General features: G+C 28.0%; 18 protein-coding genes and 1 riboswitch. Of the genes, 14 read left to right on the plus strand and 4 right to left on the minus strand.

From position 1 onward, the window contains the following. The first annotated feature begins 96 nt into the window (after nt 1–96). From IC175_RS00710 to IC175_RS00725, 4 genes are all read left to right on the plus strand, one after another. Nucleotides 97–1,020: an ABC transporter ATP-binding protein gene (locus IC175_RS00710; protein WP_227850991.1), complete on the plus strand. Its 924-nt coding sequence runs from the start codon at nt 97–99 to the stop codon at nt 1,018–1,020. Next, entirely contained in the window at nt 1,013–1,822 is an 810-nt protein-coding gene (locus tag IC175_RS00715; protein WP_227823999.1) for an ABC transporter permease, read from the plus strand. The genes IC175_RS00710 and IC175_RS00715 overlap by 8 nt, the downstream gene beginning before the upstream one ends. Nucleotides 1,823–1,827: 5 nt before the next feature. Next, the gene (locus IC175_RS00720) at nt 1,828–2,601 is read left to right on the plus strand and encodes an ABC transporter permease (RefSeq protein ID WP_227850992.1); all 774 of its coding nucleotides are present in this window, start codon (nt 1,828–1,830) and stop codon (nt 2,599–2,601) included. Between the two features lie 535 nt (nt 2,602–3,136). Continuing rightward, on the plus strand, nt 3,137–3,358 hold the full coding sequence (locus IC175_RS00725; RefSeq protein ID WP_227434761.1) for a hypothetical protein: 222 nt from the start codon (nt 3,137–3,139) through the stop codon (nt 3,356–3,358). Between the two features lie 273 nt (nt 3,359–3,631). On the opposite strand, the gene IC175_RS00730 is transcribed toward IC175_RS00725, so the two are convergent. Next, nucleotides 3,632–4,396 carry a DeoR/GlpR family DNA-binding transcription regulator gene (locus IC175_RS00730; protein WP_227434760.1) on the minus strand — a complete coding sequence of 255 codons (765 nt, stop codon included), beginning with the start codon at nt 4,394–4,396 and terminating at the stop codon, nt 3,632–3,634. 286 nt (nt 4,397–4,682) lie between these two features. Between IC175_RS00730 and fsa the strand changes: the two genes are divergently transcribed. Next, nucleotides 4,683–5,357, plus strand: a complete 675-nt coding sequence (fsa, locus tag IC175_RS00735) for a fructose-6-phosphate aldolase (RefSeq protein ID WP_227434759.1) — start codon at nt 4,683–4,685, stop codon at nt 5,355–5,357. A 129-nt stretch (nt 5,358–5,486) separates the two neighbouring features. On the opposite strand, the gene IC175_RS00740 is transcribed toward fsa, so the two are convergent. Beyond that, entirely contained in the window at nt 5,487–6,881 is a 1,395-nt protein-coding gene (locus IC175_RS00740; protein ID WP_227850993.1) for an SLC13 family permease, read from the minus strand. A gap of 63 nt (nt 6,882–6,944) precedes the next feature. Then, nucleotides 6,945–8,291 carry an MATE family efflux transporter gene (locus IC175_RS00745; RefSeq protein WP_227434757.1) on the minus strand — a complete coding sequence of 449 codons (1,347 nt, stop codon included), beginning with the start codon at nt 8,289–8,291 and terminating at the stop codon, nt 6,945–6,947. Between the two features lie 266 nt (nt 8,292–8,557). Beyond that, nucleotides 8,558–8,660: riboswitch (purine riboswitch) on the plus strand. Between the two features lie 93 nt (nt 8,661–8,753). Between IC175_RS00745 and IC175_RS00750 the strand changes: the two genes are divergently transcribed. Then, nucleotides 8,754–10,130: an NCS2 family permease gene (locus IC175_RS00750; RefSeq protein ID WP_227434756.1), complete on the plus strand. Its 1,377-nt coding sequence runs from the start codon at nt 8,754–8,756 to the stop codon at nt 10,128–10,130. 91 nt (nt 10,131–10,221) lie between these two features. Here IC175_RS00750 and IC175_RS00755 read toward each other — a convergent pair whose 3' ends face one another. Beyond that, nucleotides 10,222–11,367, minus strand: a complete 1,146-nt coding sequence (locus tag IC175_RS00755; protein ID WP_227434755.1) for a DEAD/DEAH box helicase — start codon at nt 11,365–11,367, stop codon at nt 10,222–10,224. A 277-nt stretch (nt 11,368–11,644) separates the two neighbouring features. On the opposite strand from IC175_RS00755, the gene IC175_RS00760 reads away from it, so the two are divergent. From IC175_RS00760 to IC175_RS00795, 8 genes are all read left to right on the plus strand, one after another. After that, the gene (locus tag IC175_RS00760; RefSeq protein ID WP_227434754.1) at nt 11,645–12,352 is read left to right on the plus strand and encodes an ABC transporter ATP-binding protein; all 708 of its coding nucleotides are present in this window, start codon (nt 11,645–11,647) and stop codon (nt 12,350–12,352) included. 48 nt (nt 12,353–12,400) lie between these two features. Then, nucleotides 12,401–13,996 (plus strand): putative ABC transporter permease subunit, encoded by a 1,596-nt coding sequence (locus tag IC175_RS00765; protein WP_227434753.1) that lies wholly within the window; start codon nt 12,401–12,403, stop codon nt 13,994–13,996. A gap of 103 nt (nt 13,997–14,099) precedes the next feature. Further along, nucleotides 14,100–15,179 carry a lysylphosphatidylglycerol synthase transmembrane domain-containing protein gene (locus IC175_RS00770; protein ID WP_227434752.1) on the plus strand — a complete coding sequence of 360 codons (1,080 nt, stop codon included), beginning with the start codon at nt 14,100–14,102 and terminating at the stop codon, nt 15,177–15,179. 205 nt (nt 15,180–15,384) lie between these two features. Further along, nucleotides 15,385–15,546, plus strand: coding sequence for a DNA polymerase III (locus IC175_RS00775; RefSeq protein ID WP_227482569.1), 162 nt, complete (start codon nt 15,385–15,387; stop codon nt 15,544–15,546). 344 nt (nt 15,547–15,890) lie between these two features. After that, on the plus strand, nt 15,891–17,159 hold the full coding sequence (locus IC175_RS00780) for a cation:proton antiporter (protein WP_227850994.1): 1,269 nt from the start codon (nt 15,891–15,893) through the stop codon (nt 17,157–17,159). 193 nt (nt 17,160–17,352) lie between these two features. Continuing rightward, entirely contained in the window at nt 17,353–18,141 is a 789-nt protein-coding gene (locus IC175_RS00785; RefSeq protein ID WP_227434749.1) for an FAD binding domain-containing protein, read from the plus strand. After that, entirely contained in the window at nt 18,141–18,590 is a 450-nt protein-coding gene (locus IC175_RS00790; RefSeq protein ID WP_227434748.1) for a (2Fe-2S)-binding protein, read from the plus strand. The genes IC175_RS00785 and IC175_RS00790 overlap by 1 nt, the downstream gene beginning before the upstream one ends. Before the next feature lie 3 nt (nt 18,591–18,593). Next, nucleotides 18,594–20,858, plus strand: a complete 2,265-nt coding sequence (locus IC175_RS00795) for a xanthine dehydrogenase family protein molybdopterin-binding subunit (RefSeq protein ID WP_227434747.1) — start codon at nt 18,594–18,596, stop codon at nt 20,856–20,858. Nucleotides 20,859–20,973 lie beyond the last annotated feature (115 nt).

Here is a 20,973-nt window from a genome sequence, read left to right on the forward strand (position 1 = left end):
GATTTTTTGGATAAATTGCAAGGTTAATGCAAGGTTCTAGCAAGATTAATGTAAGATTAGAGTGTTATAATGGGAATCAGAATAGGGGGAATGTATATGAACAAATACATAATTGAAACGAAAAATCTTACAAAACAGTATGGTTCACAAAAAAGTGTTGCTGACCTGAACATCCATGTACAGAAAGGGAGAATTTACGGTCTGCTTGGTAGAAACGGAGCAGGAAAAACTACCACAATGAAAATGTTGCTTGGATTAACACAGCCTACTTCTGGTGAAGTGAAGATTTTTGGAAAATGCTTAAAAGACAATGAAAAAAAATTGCTGCCACACATAGGAAGTCTGATTGAATCGCCTGGTTTTTATCCGAACCTGACTGCTACGGAAAATCTGTGTATTTTTGCTACTTTACGTGGAATTCAAAACCGGAACTCTATCAAAAATGCTTTGGATTTAGTAGGTCTTCCCTATAAAGACAAAAAGCTGTTTTCTCAATATTTTCTGGGAATGAAACAAAGACTAGCGATTGCCCTTGCTATTATGCACGAGCCAGAATTATTGATTTTGGATGAACCAATTAACGGTCTTGACCCTATTGGAATTGCAGAAATACGCTCATTTATCCATGACCTATGTAAAAAAAGAGGAAAGACCATTTTAATCTCCAGTCATATTTTATCAGAAATAGCTCTGCTGGCTGATGATATAGGAATTATCGACCATGGAGTATTATTGGAAGAAGAAAGTCTATCTGAACTGGAACAGAAAAGCAACAAATATATTCATTTTACGATTTCTGATACAGCACAGGCAGGAAGAGTTTTGGAACACATATTCCATGGGCAGCACTTTACAATTCAAGATGACCACAATTTAAGACTGCATAATCTTGATTTATCTGTTGGAAAAATTGTAACTTCGTTTGTAGAGAATGGATTAGAGGTTTTTGAAGCACATACTTGCGAAGAGACCCTTGAAGACTACTTCAAACGAGTAACCAGAGGTGAGGTAATTGCTTAAACTTATAAAATGTGAATTTTGGAAGTTAAAACGCAAAAAGTTATTATACGCACTTTTGTCATTATCATTATTCTTTCCCTTAATTTTAACATATATGGCAAAATCCAGAACAAACACAGATATGACAGAACATTATCTTCAAACAAGATTTGATTATGTCTATACAATGATGTTAGGTTATGGATTGGTTTTTTTACTGCCTTGTTTAATTGGTATTATTGCAGCTATTCTTTTCTTTATAGAAAGAGACTGTAATACTTCAAAAAATATCAGGACAATACCTATTGCAAATACGCAACTTATCATGGCAAAAATCTATATGTTATTTATTTTTGGAATTGCTTTTTGCCTAATAAATACCTTATCAGTTGCATTGTTTTCCAGTTTGTTTCATGCAGGAATGGTTTATGGTATGTCCTATAAGTTAATGATGAGTTTAGTTTTTGCTGTGCTTATTGTAGCGGCTTCTTTACCAATTGTTTTTCTGATTATTTATTTTAACAAAACATTTTTATTGTCCATCTTGCTTGCATTTTTCTATTCTATTTTCAACTGGGGAATATTGGGGACTGTGGGAACCTCCATAAGTGCTTCTAAAATCACTTTTTTAAATTTCTTTCCAGTTATATGTGTTATGAACTGGGCGAGCGGTTCCATGATGAATAATCTGCAAAAAGATAATCTTTTACCAGAAGCATACGATATTGTACCAACCACTAGCCATACAGTTTTACTCATGGTGATTACTGTTACTATCTTCTTATGGCTGATAGTTCGATTCTACAAAAAATGGACGAGGTAATATATATGGAAAATATAGTAAAAGTTGAATTTTTGAAATTAAAACGATATTCTGTAATAAAGGCTGGAATTATTATGACAACACTTTCTCCACTACTGTCATTATTTTATTCAACAGCTAGTGGTGGACAATCATGGACATTTGAATATTTCATGCAACAGGTTATGACTAGTAATTGTACCCTTTTCTTCCCGATTATTATTACATTGATTGCTGGATATATCATAACACGGGAATATACAGACGATACCATAAAAAACCTATTAACAATTCCTATTCCTTACAAACAACTACTTTCCAGCAAATTACTTGTACTACTACTCTTAACAATTTATTTCAGTTTTATAGGATGTGTTATAGCGTTAGTAATCAATATAATTGCTGGATTTCCAGGAGTAGGTTTTGGCAATATCATTAATATGTTTATTCATATTATCGGAGCAAACATTTTTGTATACATTGCTGTTTTACCCATTATCTTACTTTTCTGTTGTTCAGTAAATAACTTTTTGGGTGGTGTTGCACTTGCTTTTGTATATGGATATTTTGGAACTTTTGAAGGAACATTATTAAATTATTATCCGATTAAAGCAAGTATGATTTTAATGGATTCTAATTGTAGTGCGGAGTATGGATATACTTATCGTATTTTTCCTGCTTTAATTGTACTGCTGTTCATTTTATTGATTTCTGGAATTATCCTTGCTGGCAAAAAGAAAGAAACTAGTGTATTAACGATTACTAAAAAGAAAAAAACAGCAAGAAAAAAGGGATGGTAATAATTTAAAAATAAGCCAACAGAAGATTATTCTTCTATCAGTTTATATTGGATAATTTTGTAAATTAAATGCTGATGTGCAATACAATATCTTTACATATATAGTATTTTCTACATTAAAAAGTAGAAGTTTCAATAATAGTTCATTGTAAAATCATAAAAAATTCATACTAAAAATGTATTATGTAAATAGAAATAAAAAATTTTAAACCATAAAATAACACCAAGCTATAATGATGATATAACCTAATATCCTCCAATTAAATCATCATTATAGTAATTCCCAACAATTAAATGCAATGAATTTAAGTAAATGCAATGAATTTAAGAAATAACATCGAGCATAGAGTATATATGCTTGATGTTATTTTTATTTTAAAACGAAAAATAGGTAATCTTTATTAAAAGTTATATATTCAGATAGTCTTAAATTACATTTAATAACTTAAAAATTATACTTGATAGAGCAAATAAATATATACATTTTGGGAAAAATAACTGTAGGAAGTATTATATTTACAGAGGAGGTAGTTTTGATGGATAGACTTAAAAGAGATATGAAAAACATGAAAGAAGATTTAAAAGAAGGTGCTAAAAAGACAGCTTATGTAATGAAAAATACTGCTGAAGACTTAAAAGATGACGCTCAAGGTGCTATGGTAAACCTAGAAATGAAGAAAGATGAAATGATGGAAAGATATGAGCAAAAGAAATTTGCAAAAGATTTAGAAAAGCAAATGAAAGATGAAATGAAATAAAGTTTTGTCTATAGATTTAGGTACTATTGTCAATAATAGTTCTTAGATAAGAAATACTATAAAAGGTTTTACAGAAGAAATAGACTTTCTAAAAATAACTGTATTATATTTAGAAAGTCTATTTCAAGTATGTTGTATTTAAATCATATCAATTTTAAAATTTTAAATATTAAATTTGATTATTGCTGTAATCATATAGAATTAAGGATTTTAAGGATATTTACAAAATAATGGTTTATCTCTTTAATCTATTTGAAAAATATATCATTAAGTTTATAAAACATTCACATTAAATTCTGATAAAGTATTTACTATGTCAGGAGTAGGTGATTTTTCTGTAATTATAGAACTAATGTCTTCTAAATGAGCAAATTTAAAGTTTCCATCAAATTTAAATTTTTTATCTTCCATAACTATAAATACTTTTTTACTTGAATTTATTATAGCTTTTTTTGTAAGTCCATCTTCAATTTCAAATGTTGTAAGAGAAGAATTAAATACATCTATACCACAACTGCCCATAAAAGTTTTATCAAATTTATATCTTGATATAAAGTCTATTGTCGGAGTACCAACAAATCCATCTAAGCTAAGATTTAATAAACCACCAGTAGAAATTACATTTAAATTATTGGGCTTTGAAGTAACTACATTTAGTATATCTAGCATATTTGTGACCAATGTTACTTTCTTATTGCTTTCAGCTAACAGTTTAGCCAACAATATATTGATTGTAGATATATCTAAAAATATAGTTTCTCTATCTGAAATTAGATTAAATGCTTTTTCTGCTATTATTTTTTTTGTTGGTATATTAATTTCTTTTCTATCTTTTGTATCTTGGTTTTCAAGGGTTTCTCTGACTAGTACAGCTCCACCATAAATTCTTCGTATTGAAGAAATTTTTTCTATATTTTTTAAATCTTTTCTTATACAATCTTCAGTAACATTAAATTTTGAACTGAGTTCTTTTACAGTAACTCTTCCTTCTTTTTTTAGGATATTTAATATAGCTTGAATCCTTTCTTCCGCAAACATCTTTTACCTCTTTTCCTGAATATAGTATTATAGTAAATATTATAAGATAAAAGATAAAATATCAACTATTTTAATATGGAATACAACATTAATTTAATATAAAAAGTATATTATTCTTAATAGTTTATTTAAAACTTAATAAATAAAGAAATTATAAAAATATACAACAAAATCAAACAATAAAAAAACATAAAAAACAATAATAAAAAAGTTGAAAATAATACCAAACCAATATATAATAAGAATAAATAAAATAAAAAAATAAAGTTTAAAGGGGGATATTTTAATGCAACTAATCTTAGATACAGGTAACATAGAGGAAATTAAAGAGCTAAGTACTTATTTACCAGTTGATGGTGTAACAACAAATCCAAGTATTATTTCAAAGGAAAAAAAGAATTTTAAGCAACTTATAAGTGAGATTGGTGAAATTATAGGTGAAGATATGCCTATACATGCTCAAGTATTAAGTACAAAGTATGAAGATATATTAGATGAAGCATTATATATAAGTAGTTTGAGAGAAAACATATATGTGAAAATACCTGTAACACAAGATGGTTTAAGAGCTATAAAAGACCTTCATAAAAAAGGAATAAAAATAACTGCCACTGCAATATTTACTGCTCATCAGGGATTTTTAGCTGCAAAAGCTGGAGCAAATTATGTTGCACCTTATGTAAACAGACTTGATAATATATCTGGGGATGGTGTATCTGTGGTTTCAGAGCTTATAAAAATAATAGATACTTATAATATGGATACAAAGGTACTTGCTGCTAGTTTTAAAAATGCACAACAGGTTATAGAATTAATGAAGTGTGGAGTACACAGTGTTACAGTGCCATATGATATTTGTAAATCCATGATGAATCATCCATTGACAGATTGGAGTGTTGATAAGTTTATAGAAGATTGGGAAAATACTTTTGGAAAAGGTAGCAAAACAAATAACATTTAATTTTAGAATAAAAAATTAGTTTTTATGCAATTTTATAAATAGATTTTTATAAAAAAGATGAAAATATGAATTAACTTAAGATAATAATGTTCTAAATTATTAAAAAGAAAATTCATATTTTCATCTTTGTTAAACTTCTAGACCTATAAATCTCCACCAAGGGAAGGTTATACAGATTATTATAAAATAGGTTAAAGGAATTAAAGTCAAACCATACTTAAAAATAACCTTACTATTATATAGATTCTCACCATGTCCAACCATTATTGTTGCATGATGAAAAGGCAATATGTATTGTATACTTACTACAATATAAACAAAAAGGCAAAGAACAATACTATTTTCTTTCAATATATGTAAACTTCCAAGTAATGGTATCACCACGGAGGATGTAGTGACAGCACTTCCAAGGCATATATTCAGTATTATTGTCAGGGTTATTAAAAATAATATTGAAATAGTTTTTGAAGAGTTTGGAATTAATTTTATTAAATAGTTTCCCATTATATCAACAACTCCAGAATACTTTAGTACTCCTCCAATTGAAAATGCTGCTACAAAAAAAATGAGAACTTTCCAATTTATTTCTTTTAAAGTATTGAAACCAATTATTCCTTTTAACAACAAAAGAAGTACACAAATAGACATTATAATTAGTGTATTTAAATTATGAATAAATTGAGTTAAGAACATAAAAAACATTATTCCTAAACATAAAAATACATGTTTTTGTTCATCACTTAATAAACAAAATTCTTTTTTTAGATTAGAATATGAAAATTGAAATTTATTAGAATTAAGATTATCATAAGAAGTAAATTTTATTAAAGATAATTCTTTTTTAAAAACAATTATAAATAAAAAATAAGTTATAAAACAAGTAATTATAGTTGGAACAGACATATAAAAAGTCCACTGCCCCCAGTTTATATTACAATTTCCAAGTTCTAGGACTACATAGTTTAAAAGAGTATCTCCATTTACAAAAAACATTGATGTAAATGTAGATGCTGTAAATATACTAAAGAGAAGTATAGATTTTGAATCATCAGCTAAGTGTTGTTCTTTAAAAAATTCTTTATAAAAAGCTGACACAAGAATGACTCTTGGAAATGGCTGTGGTATGAAAAATATTAATAATACACCTAAAATATATGATAAAAAAATCATTTTTTTAGGGGTATCTACAGTATTTAAAATTAATTTTTCAGAAATAATTTTTGCAACACCTGTCTTTGCAACTGCATTAGTAATTATGTAAGCAAGGATTATTATATAAAAATTTTCTGTAAATAAAAATTGTAAAATGACTTTCAAAGGTGCAATATTAAAAATAAAAGCTAATATTACAAAGACTAGTGCAACTACAGTTTTTTCAACAGAGTCTACAGCCCATATTAAGATAGTTAAAAACGATAAGCATATAGAAAATTTTATATTGAAACTATAATTTAGAAAGAAGTAAAGAATTATAGTAACCATAATAGTCATGCAAAATTGTTTTGGTTTAAGAATAATATCCATTTTTTGTATCCACCTCCATAATTTATTATATCATAATGAAGGTGAATACATTTTATTAAAAGATTATTCATTAATTCTATGATTTACAATAGCTTTAGTTTTCCAATAACCTTTTTTATAATAGATGACTGTAACAATAAGACCTAAAGTCCAACCAAAAGGTATACCCATCCAAATTCCATCTGTTCCAAATAATCTAGAAAATAAATAAGAAGCAGGAATTCTTCCAAGCCATAAAGATACGACTGAACTCATCAAAGCAAACATAGAATCACCAGCACCTTTCATTGCACTTGAAAGTACAAAGGAAGTACCAATAAATAAGAAAAAAGGTCCTATTATAAATAAGTAAGAAGAACCAATTTTAATGACATCTTTGTCTGTATTAAATAGAGAAATTAAGTTTTCTCTAAATAATAAGATTAAGGCAACGACAACAATTGCTAGAATTAAAGCCATTTTTATAGATTCACGAATTCCTTTTCTAACCCTTTCATTTTCTCCAGCACCTATATTTTGAGCAACAAAAGTGGAAACAGCAGAACCAAGGTTCATGATAGGTAAGCTTATAAAGTTTTCTATTCTAAGACCAGCTCCAAAAGCTGCCATGGCAGATGTACCATAACCATTAACTAAAAATTGAAGAGCCATGTTGCCAATTGAAAATAACATCTGTTGAACTCCACTTGGAAGTCCTAATCTAAGACCATCTTTAAATATTTTATTGTCATATACAATTCCTTTAATCTTAAATTTAAGTACTTCATGTTTTTTATTTAAATATATTATGCTAATTATAAATGATACTGCTTGAGCCATTATAGTGGCAAGTGCAACACCTTCAACTCCCATTTTCAAGACAACAATAAAAGTTAAATCTAAAACTATATTTAAAATTGTGGCTATTATTAAAAAATAAAGTGGAGTTACTGAATCTCCAAGTCCTCTAAGTATTGCACTTACTGAATTATATCCAGCAGAAAATAAGATTCCACCAAATATTATAGTAAGATACAGTTTTGATTGATTAAAAACTGATTCTGGAGTATTCATAAGCTTAAGCATAGGACCTCCAAATACTATTCCAATAACACTTATCAATATAGAGCCAATAAATAAAAGTATATATGTAGTATCAATAGTAGCTTTTACTTTTTTTAAATCTCCTGAACCATAAAACTGTGAAATTAAAATAGAAAAACCAAGACTGACACCCATAAGCATTGCTACAAGCAAAAACATTATAGGGTTAGCACCTGAGACTGCTGCCATAGCTTCTTTACCAATAAATCTACCAACTATAATACTATCAGCAGTATTGTATAGTTGTTGAAATAAACTACCAATAAGCATAGGCATAGCAAAAAAGAATATAGATTTTCCCTCATGACCTGTAGTTAAATCTTTCACCCTTATTCCTCCAAATTTAAAAATTATTAATTATCAATTTGCTATAATAAATATAATATAATCTTAACATAAACTTTATATCTGTACTATAAATAAATTGTATTAAATAATCATATATTTTATAAAAATGTAAAGAATATAAGTATGACGTAGATATAGAAAATTAACATTTAATATAATCGAATATTAATACAAATTTATTCTAATATATACGCATATATTGACAAAATTAACTATATAAATTAAAATAATATTCGTAAAGAAAAATTCATGTTTTATATTGTATAACATATAATTTTGACAATACGGGTCATAAGTTTCTACCGGAATACCGTAAATATTCTGACTATGTATACTATTATTTAGTTAAATAAATATTTATTTAACTAAATTATGAAGGATACGACTCAGCTTATTAGTTACTGCGTCGTTTTTTTGTAAAATTTAATAGGAGGTGTTGTTATGCAAACAACAAACAGTAGTACCATGCAGAAACTTTTTCCAATTTTGACTAATAAAAATGTCGACATGAAGAAAGAAGTAATTGCTGGTGTAACTACTTTTTTAACTATGGCTTATATAATAGCTGTAAATCCAAACATTTTATCAGCAACAGGGATGCCAGCAGGTGCTCTTGTTACAGGGACATGTCTAGCAGCAGCATTTGGATGTATTTTAATGGGAATGGTTGCAAATCTTCCTTTTGCTTTAGCATCAGGTATGGGTCTTAATGCATTTTTTGCATACACAGTAGTCTTACAAATGGGGGTTCCTTGGGAAGTAGCTCTTACAGCGGTATTTGTAGAAGGTATCATTTTTATAATATTATCAGTAAGTGGAGTTCGTGAAGCTGTTGTAAATGCAATACCAAAGAATATGAAGCTTGCTGTTACAGGTGGTATAGGTATATTTATTGCACTTATAGGTTTAGTTAATTGTGGAATCGTAATTGGAGATCAAGCTACTCTTATAAAGATGGGGAAATTTACTCCAGCAGTAATAATAGCTTGCATAGGATTAATAATTGTAGCAGTATTAGATAAAAAAAGAGTTAAAGGTTCTATCCTTTTTGGAATAGTAGTAAGTTCATTACTTGCTTGGGGATTTGCATTTATGAATCCAGAATATGCACAAAAATTAGGTATATACTTACCTAGTGGAATATTCAAGTTTGAAAGTTTAGCACCGATAGCAGGTAAAATAGATTTAGGATATGTATTACATCCAACAAATATAGGTGGTTTCTTTGTAATAGTTTGTACATTCTTATTTGTTGATTTCTTTGATACAGTAGGTACATTAGTAGGGGTTTGCTCTAAAGCAAATATGCTAGATGAAAAAGGAAATGTTCCTAATGTAGGTAGAGCTTTGCTTACAGATGCAGTTGCAACTACAGTAGGTGCAGGGCTTGGAGTATCTACAGTTACAACTTATGTTGAGAGTTCAACAGGAGTTATTGCAGGTGGTAGAACTGGATGGACAGCAGTAACAGTTGGTGTTTTATTCTTAGTTGCAATGTTTTTCTCTCCTGTATTTATAGCAATTCCATCATGTGCTACAGCACCAGCTTTAATTTATGTTGGGTACTTGATGCTTGGTACAGTTAAAGATATTGAGTTTGACAATATAACTGAAGGTGTTCCAGCTTTCGTTACTATTGCTTGTATGGCATTAACTTATAGTATAGGTGATGGTTTAACTCTAGGTATATTAACTTATGTTTTTGTAAATGTATTTTACAACATATTTGGAGCTAAAAAGGCTGAAGATAAGAAACATGTTTCAGTAGTAATGATTGTTCTTGCTATATTATTTATAATAAAACTTTGGCTATTATAATAGATATTGTTTAAAAATTTAATTCAATAAAATAAAGAACTGTAATTTCTAATCTATTTTGAGAAGAAGTTACAGTTCTTATTTTTTTGTATTACTTAGATATATCTACTAATTTTCCCTTTTCTAAGGTTTTAGGCACAATTGTTATATTAAATTCTTTTTGCAATTCTTTTATAATATCTAATTCTTTTTTTGTTATTATTGAAATAGTATCTCCACTTCGGTTTCCTCTAGCAGTTCTACCACATCTATGCAGATATTCATTTTTACTATTTGGAAAATCTAAATTAAAAACATGGCTTATATCTACTATATCAAGTCCACGAGCAGATAAATCTGTTGTAACTAAAATTTTTGCTTTTCCAAGTTTAAATTTATTTATTGCATTTTTTCTATCCTCTTTTGGCATATTTCCAAATATTCCAATTGCTTTATAATTATGATAGTTTAATTTTGATACTATAACATCTATGTTTTTTTCATTGTTTACAAATACAATAGCTCTTTTTGGGTTTGTAGCAGCTAATGTTTTTCTAAGAAAATTAAATTTATCTCTTATTTCCCCTAACATATATGTATGATTTATATTAGGATTTATCTGTGACTTTTCTTTTGTTTTTATTAATTCAAATTCTTTCATAAATTTATCACAAATTTTTATAGTACTATCTGTAAGACTTGCAGAACAACCTATGATTTGTCTATCTCTTAATGTAGTTTTTATTATGTCTTCTACACAAGTTATGTTTTTACCATTCAACAAATTGTCCACTTCATCTAAAACGATAGTTTTTATGTTGTGTGATTTTAACTTCTTCTGCTTTATTAAGTCTAAAACTCTTCCACAAGTTCCTATTACTATATGTGGTTTTATAGCCTTTATATTTTTTATTTGTTTTTGTATATTAACTTCTCCAATTAAGGATAGTGAAGTCAAAGGAGTTTCTGAGTTTTTTGCTAATAATTCAATTTGATTTGTAATTTGCATTACTAATTCATGTGTTGGTGCAAGTATAAGAGCCTGAGTTTCTCTTTTTGATGTATCAATTCTTTCAAATATAGGTAAAACATATGCAAGTGTTTTTCCTGTTCCAGTTTGTGAGTTGATTAATAAATCTTTATTTTGCATTATATTTTCTATAACAAGTGACTGAACTTCTGTTGGAGAAGTTATGTCTTGTTTTTTAAGTCCATTTATTAGAGTAGAACTTATCTTTAATTGTTCAAATGTGTTCATCTTTTGCTCCTTCTATTAAAAACTTATATTATTGTAGTTAACTATTTCTTATTATACATTGTTTAGTCAAATCGAACTATACATTATTTTATAATTATGTGCAATTTAGAAGTAAATATAGATGTTTTTTGTATATTTATATTGAGTTCAGTATTTTTACAATTGTCTAATACTTAAATTTAAAAATTTAGCAAATTGTAGTTGCAATTGTTTAATACTTGTTATATATTATATATAACAAGTATTAAAACTATAATATATAACATGGAGGGAAATTATGTTAAAGATAAGTAATGTATCTAAATCATATAAAAATAAAAAGGTAGTAAATAATATTTCATTTGAGGTAAATGATGGAGAGATTTTTGGCTTTATAGGTCATAATGGTGCAGGAAAAACTACTACTATTAAAGCAATTGTTGGGATACATGATTTTGAGGGAGGAGAAATACTTATAAACTCTAAATCTATAAAAAAACAATCTGTTGAGTGCAAAAAGGAAATGGCGTATATTCCTGATAATCCAGATTTATATGAAGATCTAACTGGAATACAATACCTTAATTTTATAGCAGATATATTTGAGGTAGATAAAAATGAAAGAGAGGAATTAATAAAATACTATTCAAATAAATTTGAAATTAATAGGGCATTAGGAGATTTAATATCTTCGTATTCACATGGAATGAAACAAAAACTAGCTATAATTTCAGCTTTAATCCATAATCCTAAAATTCTAATTCTTGATGAACCTTTTGTAGGTCTTGACCCAAAAGCTTCCTTTATATTAAAGGAAATCATGAAGGAGTTTTGTAAAAAAGATGGTTGTATATTTTTCTCAACGCATGTATTAGAAGTTGCTGAAAAAATCTGTGATAAGATTGCCATAATAAAAGATGGAAATATAATTGCTTATGGAACTACTGAAGAAGTGAAAGGAAACAATTCTCTTGAAAATATTTTTATGGAATTAATAGAAAAATAAAATGCTATTTTTACAGAATATAATGTCTAAAGTGAGGTATGATAAATTATGAGTAATCTAAGTATATTAATAAAAACTAATATAATAAATGAGTTTAAATTGAATGCTTTAAAAAATATAGACAGCAAAGAAAAACAAAAAATAATAGGAATGATGTTTTCAATAGTTGTTGTAGTAGGGCTATTAATATTTTATGTAACAAGTTTAAGCCTTTCTCTAGTTGATATTTTAAAACAAATAAATCAAATGGAAATGTTGCTTGTGTTTGGCTTTGGATTATCAACAGTAATGGCAATTGTTACATCATTATATAAAACTTCATCATATCTATTTCAAGCGAAGGATTTAGAGTTATTAACTAGTTTGCCAATAAAAGAATCTACTATATTGGCTAGTAAAATATTAATGTTAGTTGGAACTAATTATTTGTTTTCTTCAGTGTGTATGATTATACCAGCAGTAGTTTATTTTTTTAATGCCAATGTAAGTATAACCTATTTTCCTTACTTAATATTATTATTTTTGGCTCTGCCATTACTACCAATAGTTGTTTCATCAATAATTTTCTTATTTATAGGACAGTTATCATCAAAGCTAAAATATAAAAATTTAGTGTTAATCATAGGTAATGTAATATTAATTTTGGCTTATATTGTACTTATGTCAAAACTAAACTCTATATCAGTTGAGTTATTAAAAAATAGTGCATCTATTTCAGAAACAATTAATAAAATATATCCACCTATATACTATTTTGTTGATGCTCTTAAAACTGGAAGTATAGTTTCATTTTTAATGTTTATGGCAACATCATTAATACCATTCTTTATCTTTGTGACTCTGTTTGCAAAAGGATTTACAAAGATAAATGCTAGAATGGGTGAAAGTTATAAGACTAAAAACTATAAATTTAAAAGTCAAAAAATTTCAACACCCTCAAAGGCTCTATTGAAAAAAGAATTTAGAAGATATACTTCTTCATTTATTTACTTTTTGAATTCATCTATTGGTCTGTTATTTTTAATAGTGGCTACAATCGGTGTGTTGGCATTTGGAGCTGATAAAATAGGTGAGTTACTAAAAATGAATATAGATTTTAGTATTATAAAAATACAGTTATTAGGTGCGTTTCTATTTATAATAGTAATGAACTGCACAACATATTGTTCAATTTCTTTTGAAGGAAAGAATCTATGGATACTAAAGTCTTCTCCAATAGATGAAAGGGAGATATTTTGGTCAAAAATATTGATGAATTTTTTATTAAATGCACCATTATCTGTTTTATGTCTAATATTAGTGTCTATAAAACTAAACTTTGAAATTCAGTTCGTGATGGTAGCAAGTTGCTTGATTGTAACTATGTCAATGTTTGTAGCTTTAATGGGATTGTTATCAAATTTACTTTATCCAAACCTTGATTGGAAAAATGAAGTGGCGGTAGTAAAAAGAAGTGCAAGTATGATAGTTACAATATTAGTATCATTAATTTATATAGTTATACTTGGAGGCACATATATGTTATTGAAAGTTTCATTTCTAAATATATATTTGATTTTAGCAAGTGTGCTTACACTTATATTAGACTTTATGCTATGGAGAATTATTTCCACTAAAGGAGTAAAAATATTTAAAAATTTATAGATATATTTGTGTTAAAAATAGACTTATTTTTTAAAGTATTGCAAAGAATATGCTAAGTAGTATACTATTGTATAGTGATATGAAAAAATTTAGGAGAAAATAAATGAGAAAATTATCCAAAAAAGAGAAAGATTTTATTCAATATGGATTTCTGATATTTTTGATATGTATTACTACTTATTTAGTATCAACCACTTTAGATGTAAAACTAATACCTAAAATTATAAGTCTAGTAAATAAAACCTATATATTTCTTGGCATACTAATAATGTTAATATATATGATAATTGAATCTATTGTGACACATTTGATAATAAATGCAGTTCAAAAAACAAAAGTAAAATTTATAGGTATCAAAATGGCTACAATGGGATTTTATTATAATTTAGTTACTCCCTTTGCATCTGGGAGTCAGCCAATGCAAATATATGCACTTACAAAGTATGATGTTAGTCTCAGTAAATCTGTAGCCATAGTTACTAATAAGACAGTTGTATTTCAAAGTACAGTTACTATATTTTGTGGAATTTTAATTTTATTGAATAAGTCATTATTAATGGAACAAGTGCATTCAGTTAGAGTTTTAATCGCCGCTGGGATGACCATGAATGTAAGCATGCTATTAGGAGGACTCTTAATAGTATTTAGTCCTAAGCAAGTAAAAATGATAGCAGAGGTTTTGATTAATTTTTTATCTAAATTTAAAGCATTTAAGTTTTTAGATTTAAAAAGAGATAGAATAAATCATTATATTGATGACTACAATTATTCTATAAAAATATTTATCAAAAATGTAAGGATTTTATTTTTAAGCATATTGCTTACTGCACTACAACTTATAGCATACTTTAGTATAGTTTATTGTGTATATAAAGCTTCAAATTTAAAAGGAGTATCATATATACATATAATGACATTGCAAGTATTTTTATACATGGCAATATCACCAGTTCCAACACCAGGAAATGTTGGAGCAAATGAAGTTACATTTTTTACCATGTTCTCAAACATAATTCCAAAAGAATTATTGGGATATTCAGTGCTTTTGTATAGTGGATTTGTATATTATATGTTATTAATAATTTCAGGATTGTTTACATTCAGAACACATTATACATTGAATAACTGGAAACATGATAACAAAAGTAATTCTAGTTTAGGAGAAGTTATTGAAAAAGTTTAATTATTAGAAAATAAAAAGAAATATAAATTACTTAGTTTGTAAAATTTAATCGATAAAATTATTATTAGGGAAATTCTAAATATAAATATACTGCTAAAATAAGCTGTATTGTATTGAGATATTTCCCTTTTTTGATTAAAATTATAGAAATTTGAAATAATAAGTAATAAATACAAACTCTATATTATTTAGAAAAGGAGAAAATATGAAACAAAATAAAGAAAATGAAAAACAAATGAGTAATTCTAATATTAAAAAAAATAGTGATAATAAAATCGAAATTGCTGAAGAACTATATCCAAGTAAAAATATAGGTAGTATGCTTGGAGATAGAATAGATAAGAAAAAAATCAATCGTCCAAGTTAATGAAGTAGTTGAAAATGGTGTGTTTTAAAAAAATAATATAATGAGATGTTTTATTGTTAAATTTAAACTTATTTTAATGATAAAAAAAGTCGAAAATCGTCTAAAATGCACCTGTATGGGGGACAACGTTATTTTATAGATGCATAAAACTTGACAAAATCAACCTTTTCTTGGCAAGAAAAAAAAGATAAAATTATATGAGCGTTATTTAATTGTCAAAAATGAAGGTAAAGTTGCAAGTGATAAAAAATATGATTGATAACATTTATTTCTGTGCTATAATTGTATAGTAAAATGAATAAATGAATATGTTGTATACATGCATATTAGGAGGAGAGACTGACATGGAATCATCTATACATACAATTGCCAGCAATAATTTATTGATAATTTTTGCTATTGTGAGTATAACTGGAATAATTTGCAGCAAACTTAGCGAAATCGTAAAAGTTCCAGATGTTGTATTATTTTTACTTGTAGGTATTTTAATAGGACCATCATTTTTGAAATTTATAGATATTCGTGGATTCCAAATAGAGAATCAACTGATACTTACATTTGGTTCTGCATTTATATTATATTTAGGTGGAAAAGAAATAAGTTTAAAAGTTTTGAAAAATGTAAAGATATCTGTATTTTTACTAGCTACTGTAGGAGTAGTGATATCTGCTTTTATAATGCAACAAGTAATAGGATTTACTTTTGGAGTAAGTGCAATGACTGCTTTATTAGCAGGAACTATAATAGCATCAACAGACCCTGCTACTCTTGTACCTATATTTAATCAAGTGAAGATAAAGGATAGAGTAAAACAAACTGTAATAAGTGAATCAGCTTTTAATGATGCAACAGGAGCTATATTAACATCAGCAGTGTTAGCTGTAATTTTATCAAATAAGTTTTCTTTAAGTGCCAATATTTATGAATTAGGTACAATGGTTGTTGTAGGAATTGTAGTTGGTCTAATTACAGGAATACTGCTTTTGAAATTGGTTAATGATAAGCCATATGGTATATTTAAAGATTTTGCACCAATAATATCTGTTATTTCAGTTGTGGTTGCATATGAATTATCTACAAAATTAGGCGGAAGTGGATATATGTCTTGCTTTATTGTAGGTATAATAACTGGTAACAAGAAAAACTTTAAAATATGGTTAAGCCAAAAATCTTATGATGCAGATTTTTATGTTGCTGAGACTTTAGGAACTATTTGTCGTATGGCGATATTCATAATATTAGGTAGTCAAGTTAATTTGGCTCAGTTAGGTAAATATTTTGTACCATCTGTAATTGCAGTGCTAGTATTAATGTTTATAGCAAGACCAATTTGTGTCTTAGTATGTGCACTTGCAGACAGAGAAGCAAAATGGAGTAAAAATGAAATATTGTTCATGATGTGGGTAAGAGAAACTGGTGTAATCCCAGCTGCACTTTGTGGTATTATTTCAGCAATGAAAGTTCCTGGATATGAAGTAATTTCATCAGTAGTATTTATGTCTATATTAATTACATTAGTAATACAAGGAAGCACTACAAAATTGGTAGCTAAAAAACTTGGATTATTAGAAGAAGAAGTGATAAATATAAGCGAAAAGGTATCAACTTTTTAGTTTTTCACTTTAAAGGATACATAATAATGGCTATTTTAAGGTTATCTAGTGATAATTATTGAAGTAGCTATTTTTTATGTAAAAATGAATTTACATAATTTACATATTGCATATATTTATTATCAAAATTTGTTGAAGCTGTGATATAATTAGTTGTATTTAAAATAAGAATAGCGAATAAGGGAGGAAATTTATGTTTACGGTTATAGATATTGTACAACCAGATACAGTGGAAGAAGCGTACTCAATTTTAAATAAAAGAAAAACTAATCAAGTAATTGGTGGAAGTGCTTTTTTAAGAATGGGGAAAAAAAGAATAGGAACAGGAATAGAGTTATCTAACCTAAACCTAGATTATATAAAAGAAGATAAAGAGTATGTTGAAATTGGTTCTATGACTACTTTTAGAACATTGGAAACAAGTTCAATAATAAAAGATAATTTTGGTAAAATAATAGAAGATTCAGTTAAAGATATAATAGGAATTCAGTTTAGAAATGTAGTAACAGTTGGTGCAACAGTCTTTTCTAAATATGGGTTTTCTGATTTGATAGTGGCATTGCTTTCATTAGATACAGAAGTAGAGTTATATAAGGGTGGGAGAATTAGCCTTGAAGAGTTTTTAGATAGAGATTATGGGAAGGACTTATTGACTAAGGTGTATATAAAGAAGGAAAATAAAAAAGCCTCTTATAAGTCATTGAGAAATGCAAAAAGTGATTACCCTATTTTGAATGTGTCTGTTTCAAAAGATGGTAAGAAGTTTAAGTTATGTGTAGGAGCAAGACCTCAAAAAGCTATGATTGCAAAAAAAGCTAGTGAATTTTTATCTAATAATGAAATTAATAAAGCTAATATAGATAGGGCAATAGAAATAGCTTCAGAGGAATTAACATTTGGTTCTAATATGAGAGCATCTAAAGACTATAGAAAAGCTATGAGTAAAGTACTTTTAAAAAGAGCTATAATGGAGGTTATTTAATGTTAGTAAAGCTTAATATAAATGGAAAAATGAAAAATATTGATATAGAGCCAGAAGAATATTTGGTTGATACCTTAAGAAAAGTTGGCAATTTAAGTGTAAAAAGGGGTTGTGATACAGGTTGTTGTGGTCTCTGTACAGTTTTAATAGATAAGAAACCTACATTATCTTGTGCGACATTAACCTTGAGAGTTTTAAATAAAGAGATAACTACAATTGAAGGTTTAGAAAATGAAGTTAAAGAATTTAGTGAAGTTTTGGTAAAAGAAGGAGCTGAACAATGTGGTTTCTGCTCTCCTGGCTTTATACTTACTGTACTTGCAATGAAAGATGAGCTTAAGAACCCTACAGACGAAGAAATAAAACATTATTTAACAGGAAATTTATGTAGATGTACAGGATATATGGGACAGTTAAGAGCTATCAAAACTTATCTGGAGGTAAAGTAGAATATGAATATAGTTGGAAAAGGAATTGAAAAAATAGATGGAATGAGTATAACAACAGGAAAACCTGTATATACTGATGATTTAGCAGCAAAAGATGCTTTAATAGTAAAGATACTTAGAAGCCCTTATGCTTATGCAAAGATAAAAGATATAGATACATCAAAGGCAGAAATGGTTGATGGTGTTGAATGTATTTTAACATATAAAGATGTACCAAAATCTAGATTTACACTTGCTGGTCAAACCTATCCAGAGCCATCACCTTATGATAGGCTAATTCTTGAAGATGTTGTGAGATATGTTGGTGATGAGGTAGCCATAGTTGCAGCTATAGATGAAAAAAGTGCAGTTAAAGCAATGAATCTTATAAAGGTAAATTATGAAGTACTAACACCTGTTTTGAATTTTGAAGAGGCAATCGGAAATAAAACTATAGTACATGATGAAGATAGACATTGTAATTTTGAAATAGGTATGCAGAGAGAAAAGAATATAGTGTCACATCATGACTATACAAAAGGTGATATAGAAGAAGTATTAAGTAATTGTGACATAGTGATTGAAGAAACATATTATACTCAAGCTCAAGCCCATGCAATGATGGAGACGTATAGATCATATAACTATTTAGATCATGCTGGAAGACTAGTTGTAGTAAGTTCAACTCAAATACCATTTCATGTTAAAAGACATCTATCCCGTGCATTAGAACTACCAGCTAGTAAAATTAGAGTTATAAAACCTAGAATTGGTGGTGGCTTTGGTGGTAAACAAACTGCTTGTGTTGAGATTTTTTCAGCTATTGTAACTTTAAAAACAGGTAAGCCAGCTAAAATAATATATGATAGAAAAGAAACTTTTAATTGTTCGACTAGTAGACATGCAATGAAACTAAAAGTTCGACTAGGTGCTACTAATGATGGAATAATAAAGGCTATCGATATAAATGCACTTTCAGATACAGGAGCATATGGAGAACATGCTTCTACAACTATTGGCTTAGTTGGGGAAAAGACTTTACCAATGTATAATAAGGTTGAGGCAACAAGATTTATCGCAGATGTAGTTTATACTAATAAAATGCCAGCAGGTGCACTTAGAGGGTATGGAGCTTCTCAAGGCTGTTTCGCTGTTGAATCAACTATAAACATGTTAGCTGACAAATTAAAAATGGACCCAACGGACTTGAGATTAAAAAATGTAGTAACACAAGGTGAAACTACCTTTGCATATGGAAAAACTTTAAATAGTGTAGACTTAGTAAAATGTATAAATAAAGGGAAAGAACTTATCGGATGGGATGAAAAATATCCTTGTAAGCATCTTGAAAATGGAAAAGTTAGAAGTGTGGGTATGGCAATTACTATGCAGGGTTCTGGTATACAAGGGCTTGATAAATCTTCAGCTGAAATAAAACTAAATGACTGTGGAGACTATACACTTATGATAGGTTCTACTGATATGGGTACAGGAAGTGACACAATTCTAGCTCAAATGGCTGCTGAAATTCTTGAGACAAGTATTGAAAATATAACAGTTATATCAGCAGATACAGATTTGGTCCCATATGACCCAGGTTCATATGCTTCAAGTACCACTTATGTAACTGGGATGGCAGTAGTTAAGGCAGCTCAGGATTTAAGGGATAAAATAATATCTGCTGGAGCAACTAAACTAGGTGTAGATAAAGACGAATTAGAATTTGATGGTATAAAATTAACTAGTAAAGAATGCAGTACTTCGTTATTTGACATAGCAGTTGACTCTACAATTGGACCAAATACTAATCAATTAATAGGTCTCGCATCTCATGGTAGTCCAGTATCACCACCACCTTTTATAGCTGGTTTTGCAGAAACTGAAATTGATAAAGAAACTGGAAAAGTTGACTTATTAAATTATGTAGCCATAGTGGACTGTGGAACAGTTATAAATAAAAACTTAGCAAAGATACAGGTTGAAGGTGGAATTGTTCAAGGTATTGGAATGGCAATGTTTGAAGAAGTTAGATATACAGAAAAAGGTAACATGGATACAAACACATTTATGCAATATAAGATTCCAGCTAGATGTGATATTGGAAATGTGGAAGTTGATTTTGTTGAAAACTATGAGCCAACAGGACCTTTTGGAGCTAAATCTGTTGGAGAGGTTGTTATAAATACACCTTTACCAGCAATACAAGAAGCTGTTTTTAATGGTGTTGGGGTTAGAGTAAATACACTTCCTATTACACCTGAAAAAGTTTTTATGGAAATGAATAAGTAAGTATTTTATACAGATTTTAGACTAGTTTTACATGTTAAACAACCAGTTATGTCATACCTGTTGAAAGATATTTAATAAGTAGTTATTATAATATTATGAAACTTTACTTGTAAAA

It is taken from the genome of Clostridioides sp. ES-S-0123-01 (assembly GCF_020658415.1).
Classification (GTDB): Bacteria; Bacillota; Clostridia; order Peptostreptococcales; family Peptostreptococcaceae; genus Clostridioides.

Excerpts from the sequence above, each read along its gene's own strand:
- IC175_RS00790 (WP_227434748.1), top strand. The coding sequence starts at position 18,141 with ATGTTAGTAAAGCTTAATATAAATGGAAAAATGAAAAATATTGATATA.
- IC175_RS00725 (WP_227434761.1), top strand. The coding sequence starts at position 3,137 with ATGGATAGACTTAAAAGAGATATGAAAAACATGAAAGAAGATTTAAAA.
- IC175_RS00785 (WP_227434749.1), top strand. The coding sequence starts at position 17,353 with ATGTTTACGGTTATAGATATTGTACAACCAGATACAGTGGAAGAAGCG.
- fsa (WP_227434759.1), top strand. The coding sequence starts at position 4,683 with ATGCAACTAATCTTAGATACAGGTAACATAGAGGAAATTAAAGAGCTA.
- IC175_RS00755 (WP_227434755.1), bottom strand. The coding sequence starts at position 11,367 with ATGAACACATTTGAACAATTAAAGATAAGTTCTACTCTAATAAATGGA.
- IC175_RS00710 (WP_227850991.1), top strand. The coding sequence starts at position 97 with ATGAACAAATACATAATTGAAACGAAAAATCTTACAAAACAGTATGGT.
- IC175_RS00775 (WP_227482569.1), top strand. The coding sequence starts at position 15,385 with ATGAAACAAAATAAAGAAAATGAAAAACAAATGAGTAATTCTAATATT.
- IC175_RS00750 (WP_227434756.1), top strand. The coding sequence starts at position 8,754 with ATGCAAACAACAAACAGTAGTACCATGCAGAAACTTTTTCCAATTTTG.
- IC175_RS00780 (WP_227850994.1), top strand. The coding sequence starts at position 15,891 with ATGGAATCATCTATACATACAATTGCCAGCAATAATTTATTGATAATT.
- IC175_RS00795 (WP_227434747.1), top strand. The coding sequence starts at position 18,594 with ATGAATATAGTTGGAAAAGGAATTGAAAAAATAGATGGAATGAGTATA.
- IC175_RS00720 (WP_227850992.1), top strand. The coding sequence starts at position 1,828 with ATGGAAAATATAGTAAAAGTTGAATTTTTGAAATTAAAACGATATTCT.
- IC175_RS00765 (WP_227434753.1), top strand. The coding sequence starts at position 12,401 with ATGAGTAATCTAAGTATATTAATAAAAACTAATATAATAAATGAGTTT.
- IC175_RS00740 (WP_227850993.1), bottom strand. The coding sequence starts at position 6,881 with ATGGATATTATTCTTAAACCAAAACAATTTTGCATGACTATTATGGTT.
- IC175_RS00770 (WP_227434752.1), top strand. The coding sequence starts at position 14,100 with ATGAGAAAATTATCCAAAAAAGAGAAAGATTTTATTCAATATGGATTT.
- IC175_RS00730 (WP_227434760.1), bottom strand. The coding sequence starts at position 4,396 with ATGTTTGCGGAAGAAAGGATTCAAGCTATATTAAATATCCTAAAAAAA.
- IC175_RS00760 (WP_227434754.1), top strand. The coding sequence starts at position 11,645 with ATGTTAAAGATAAGTAATGTATCTAAATCATATAAAAATAAAAAGGTA.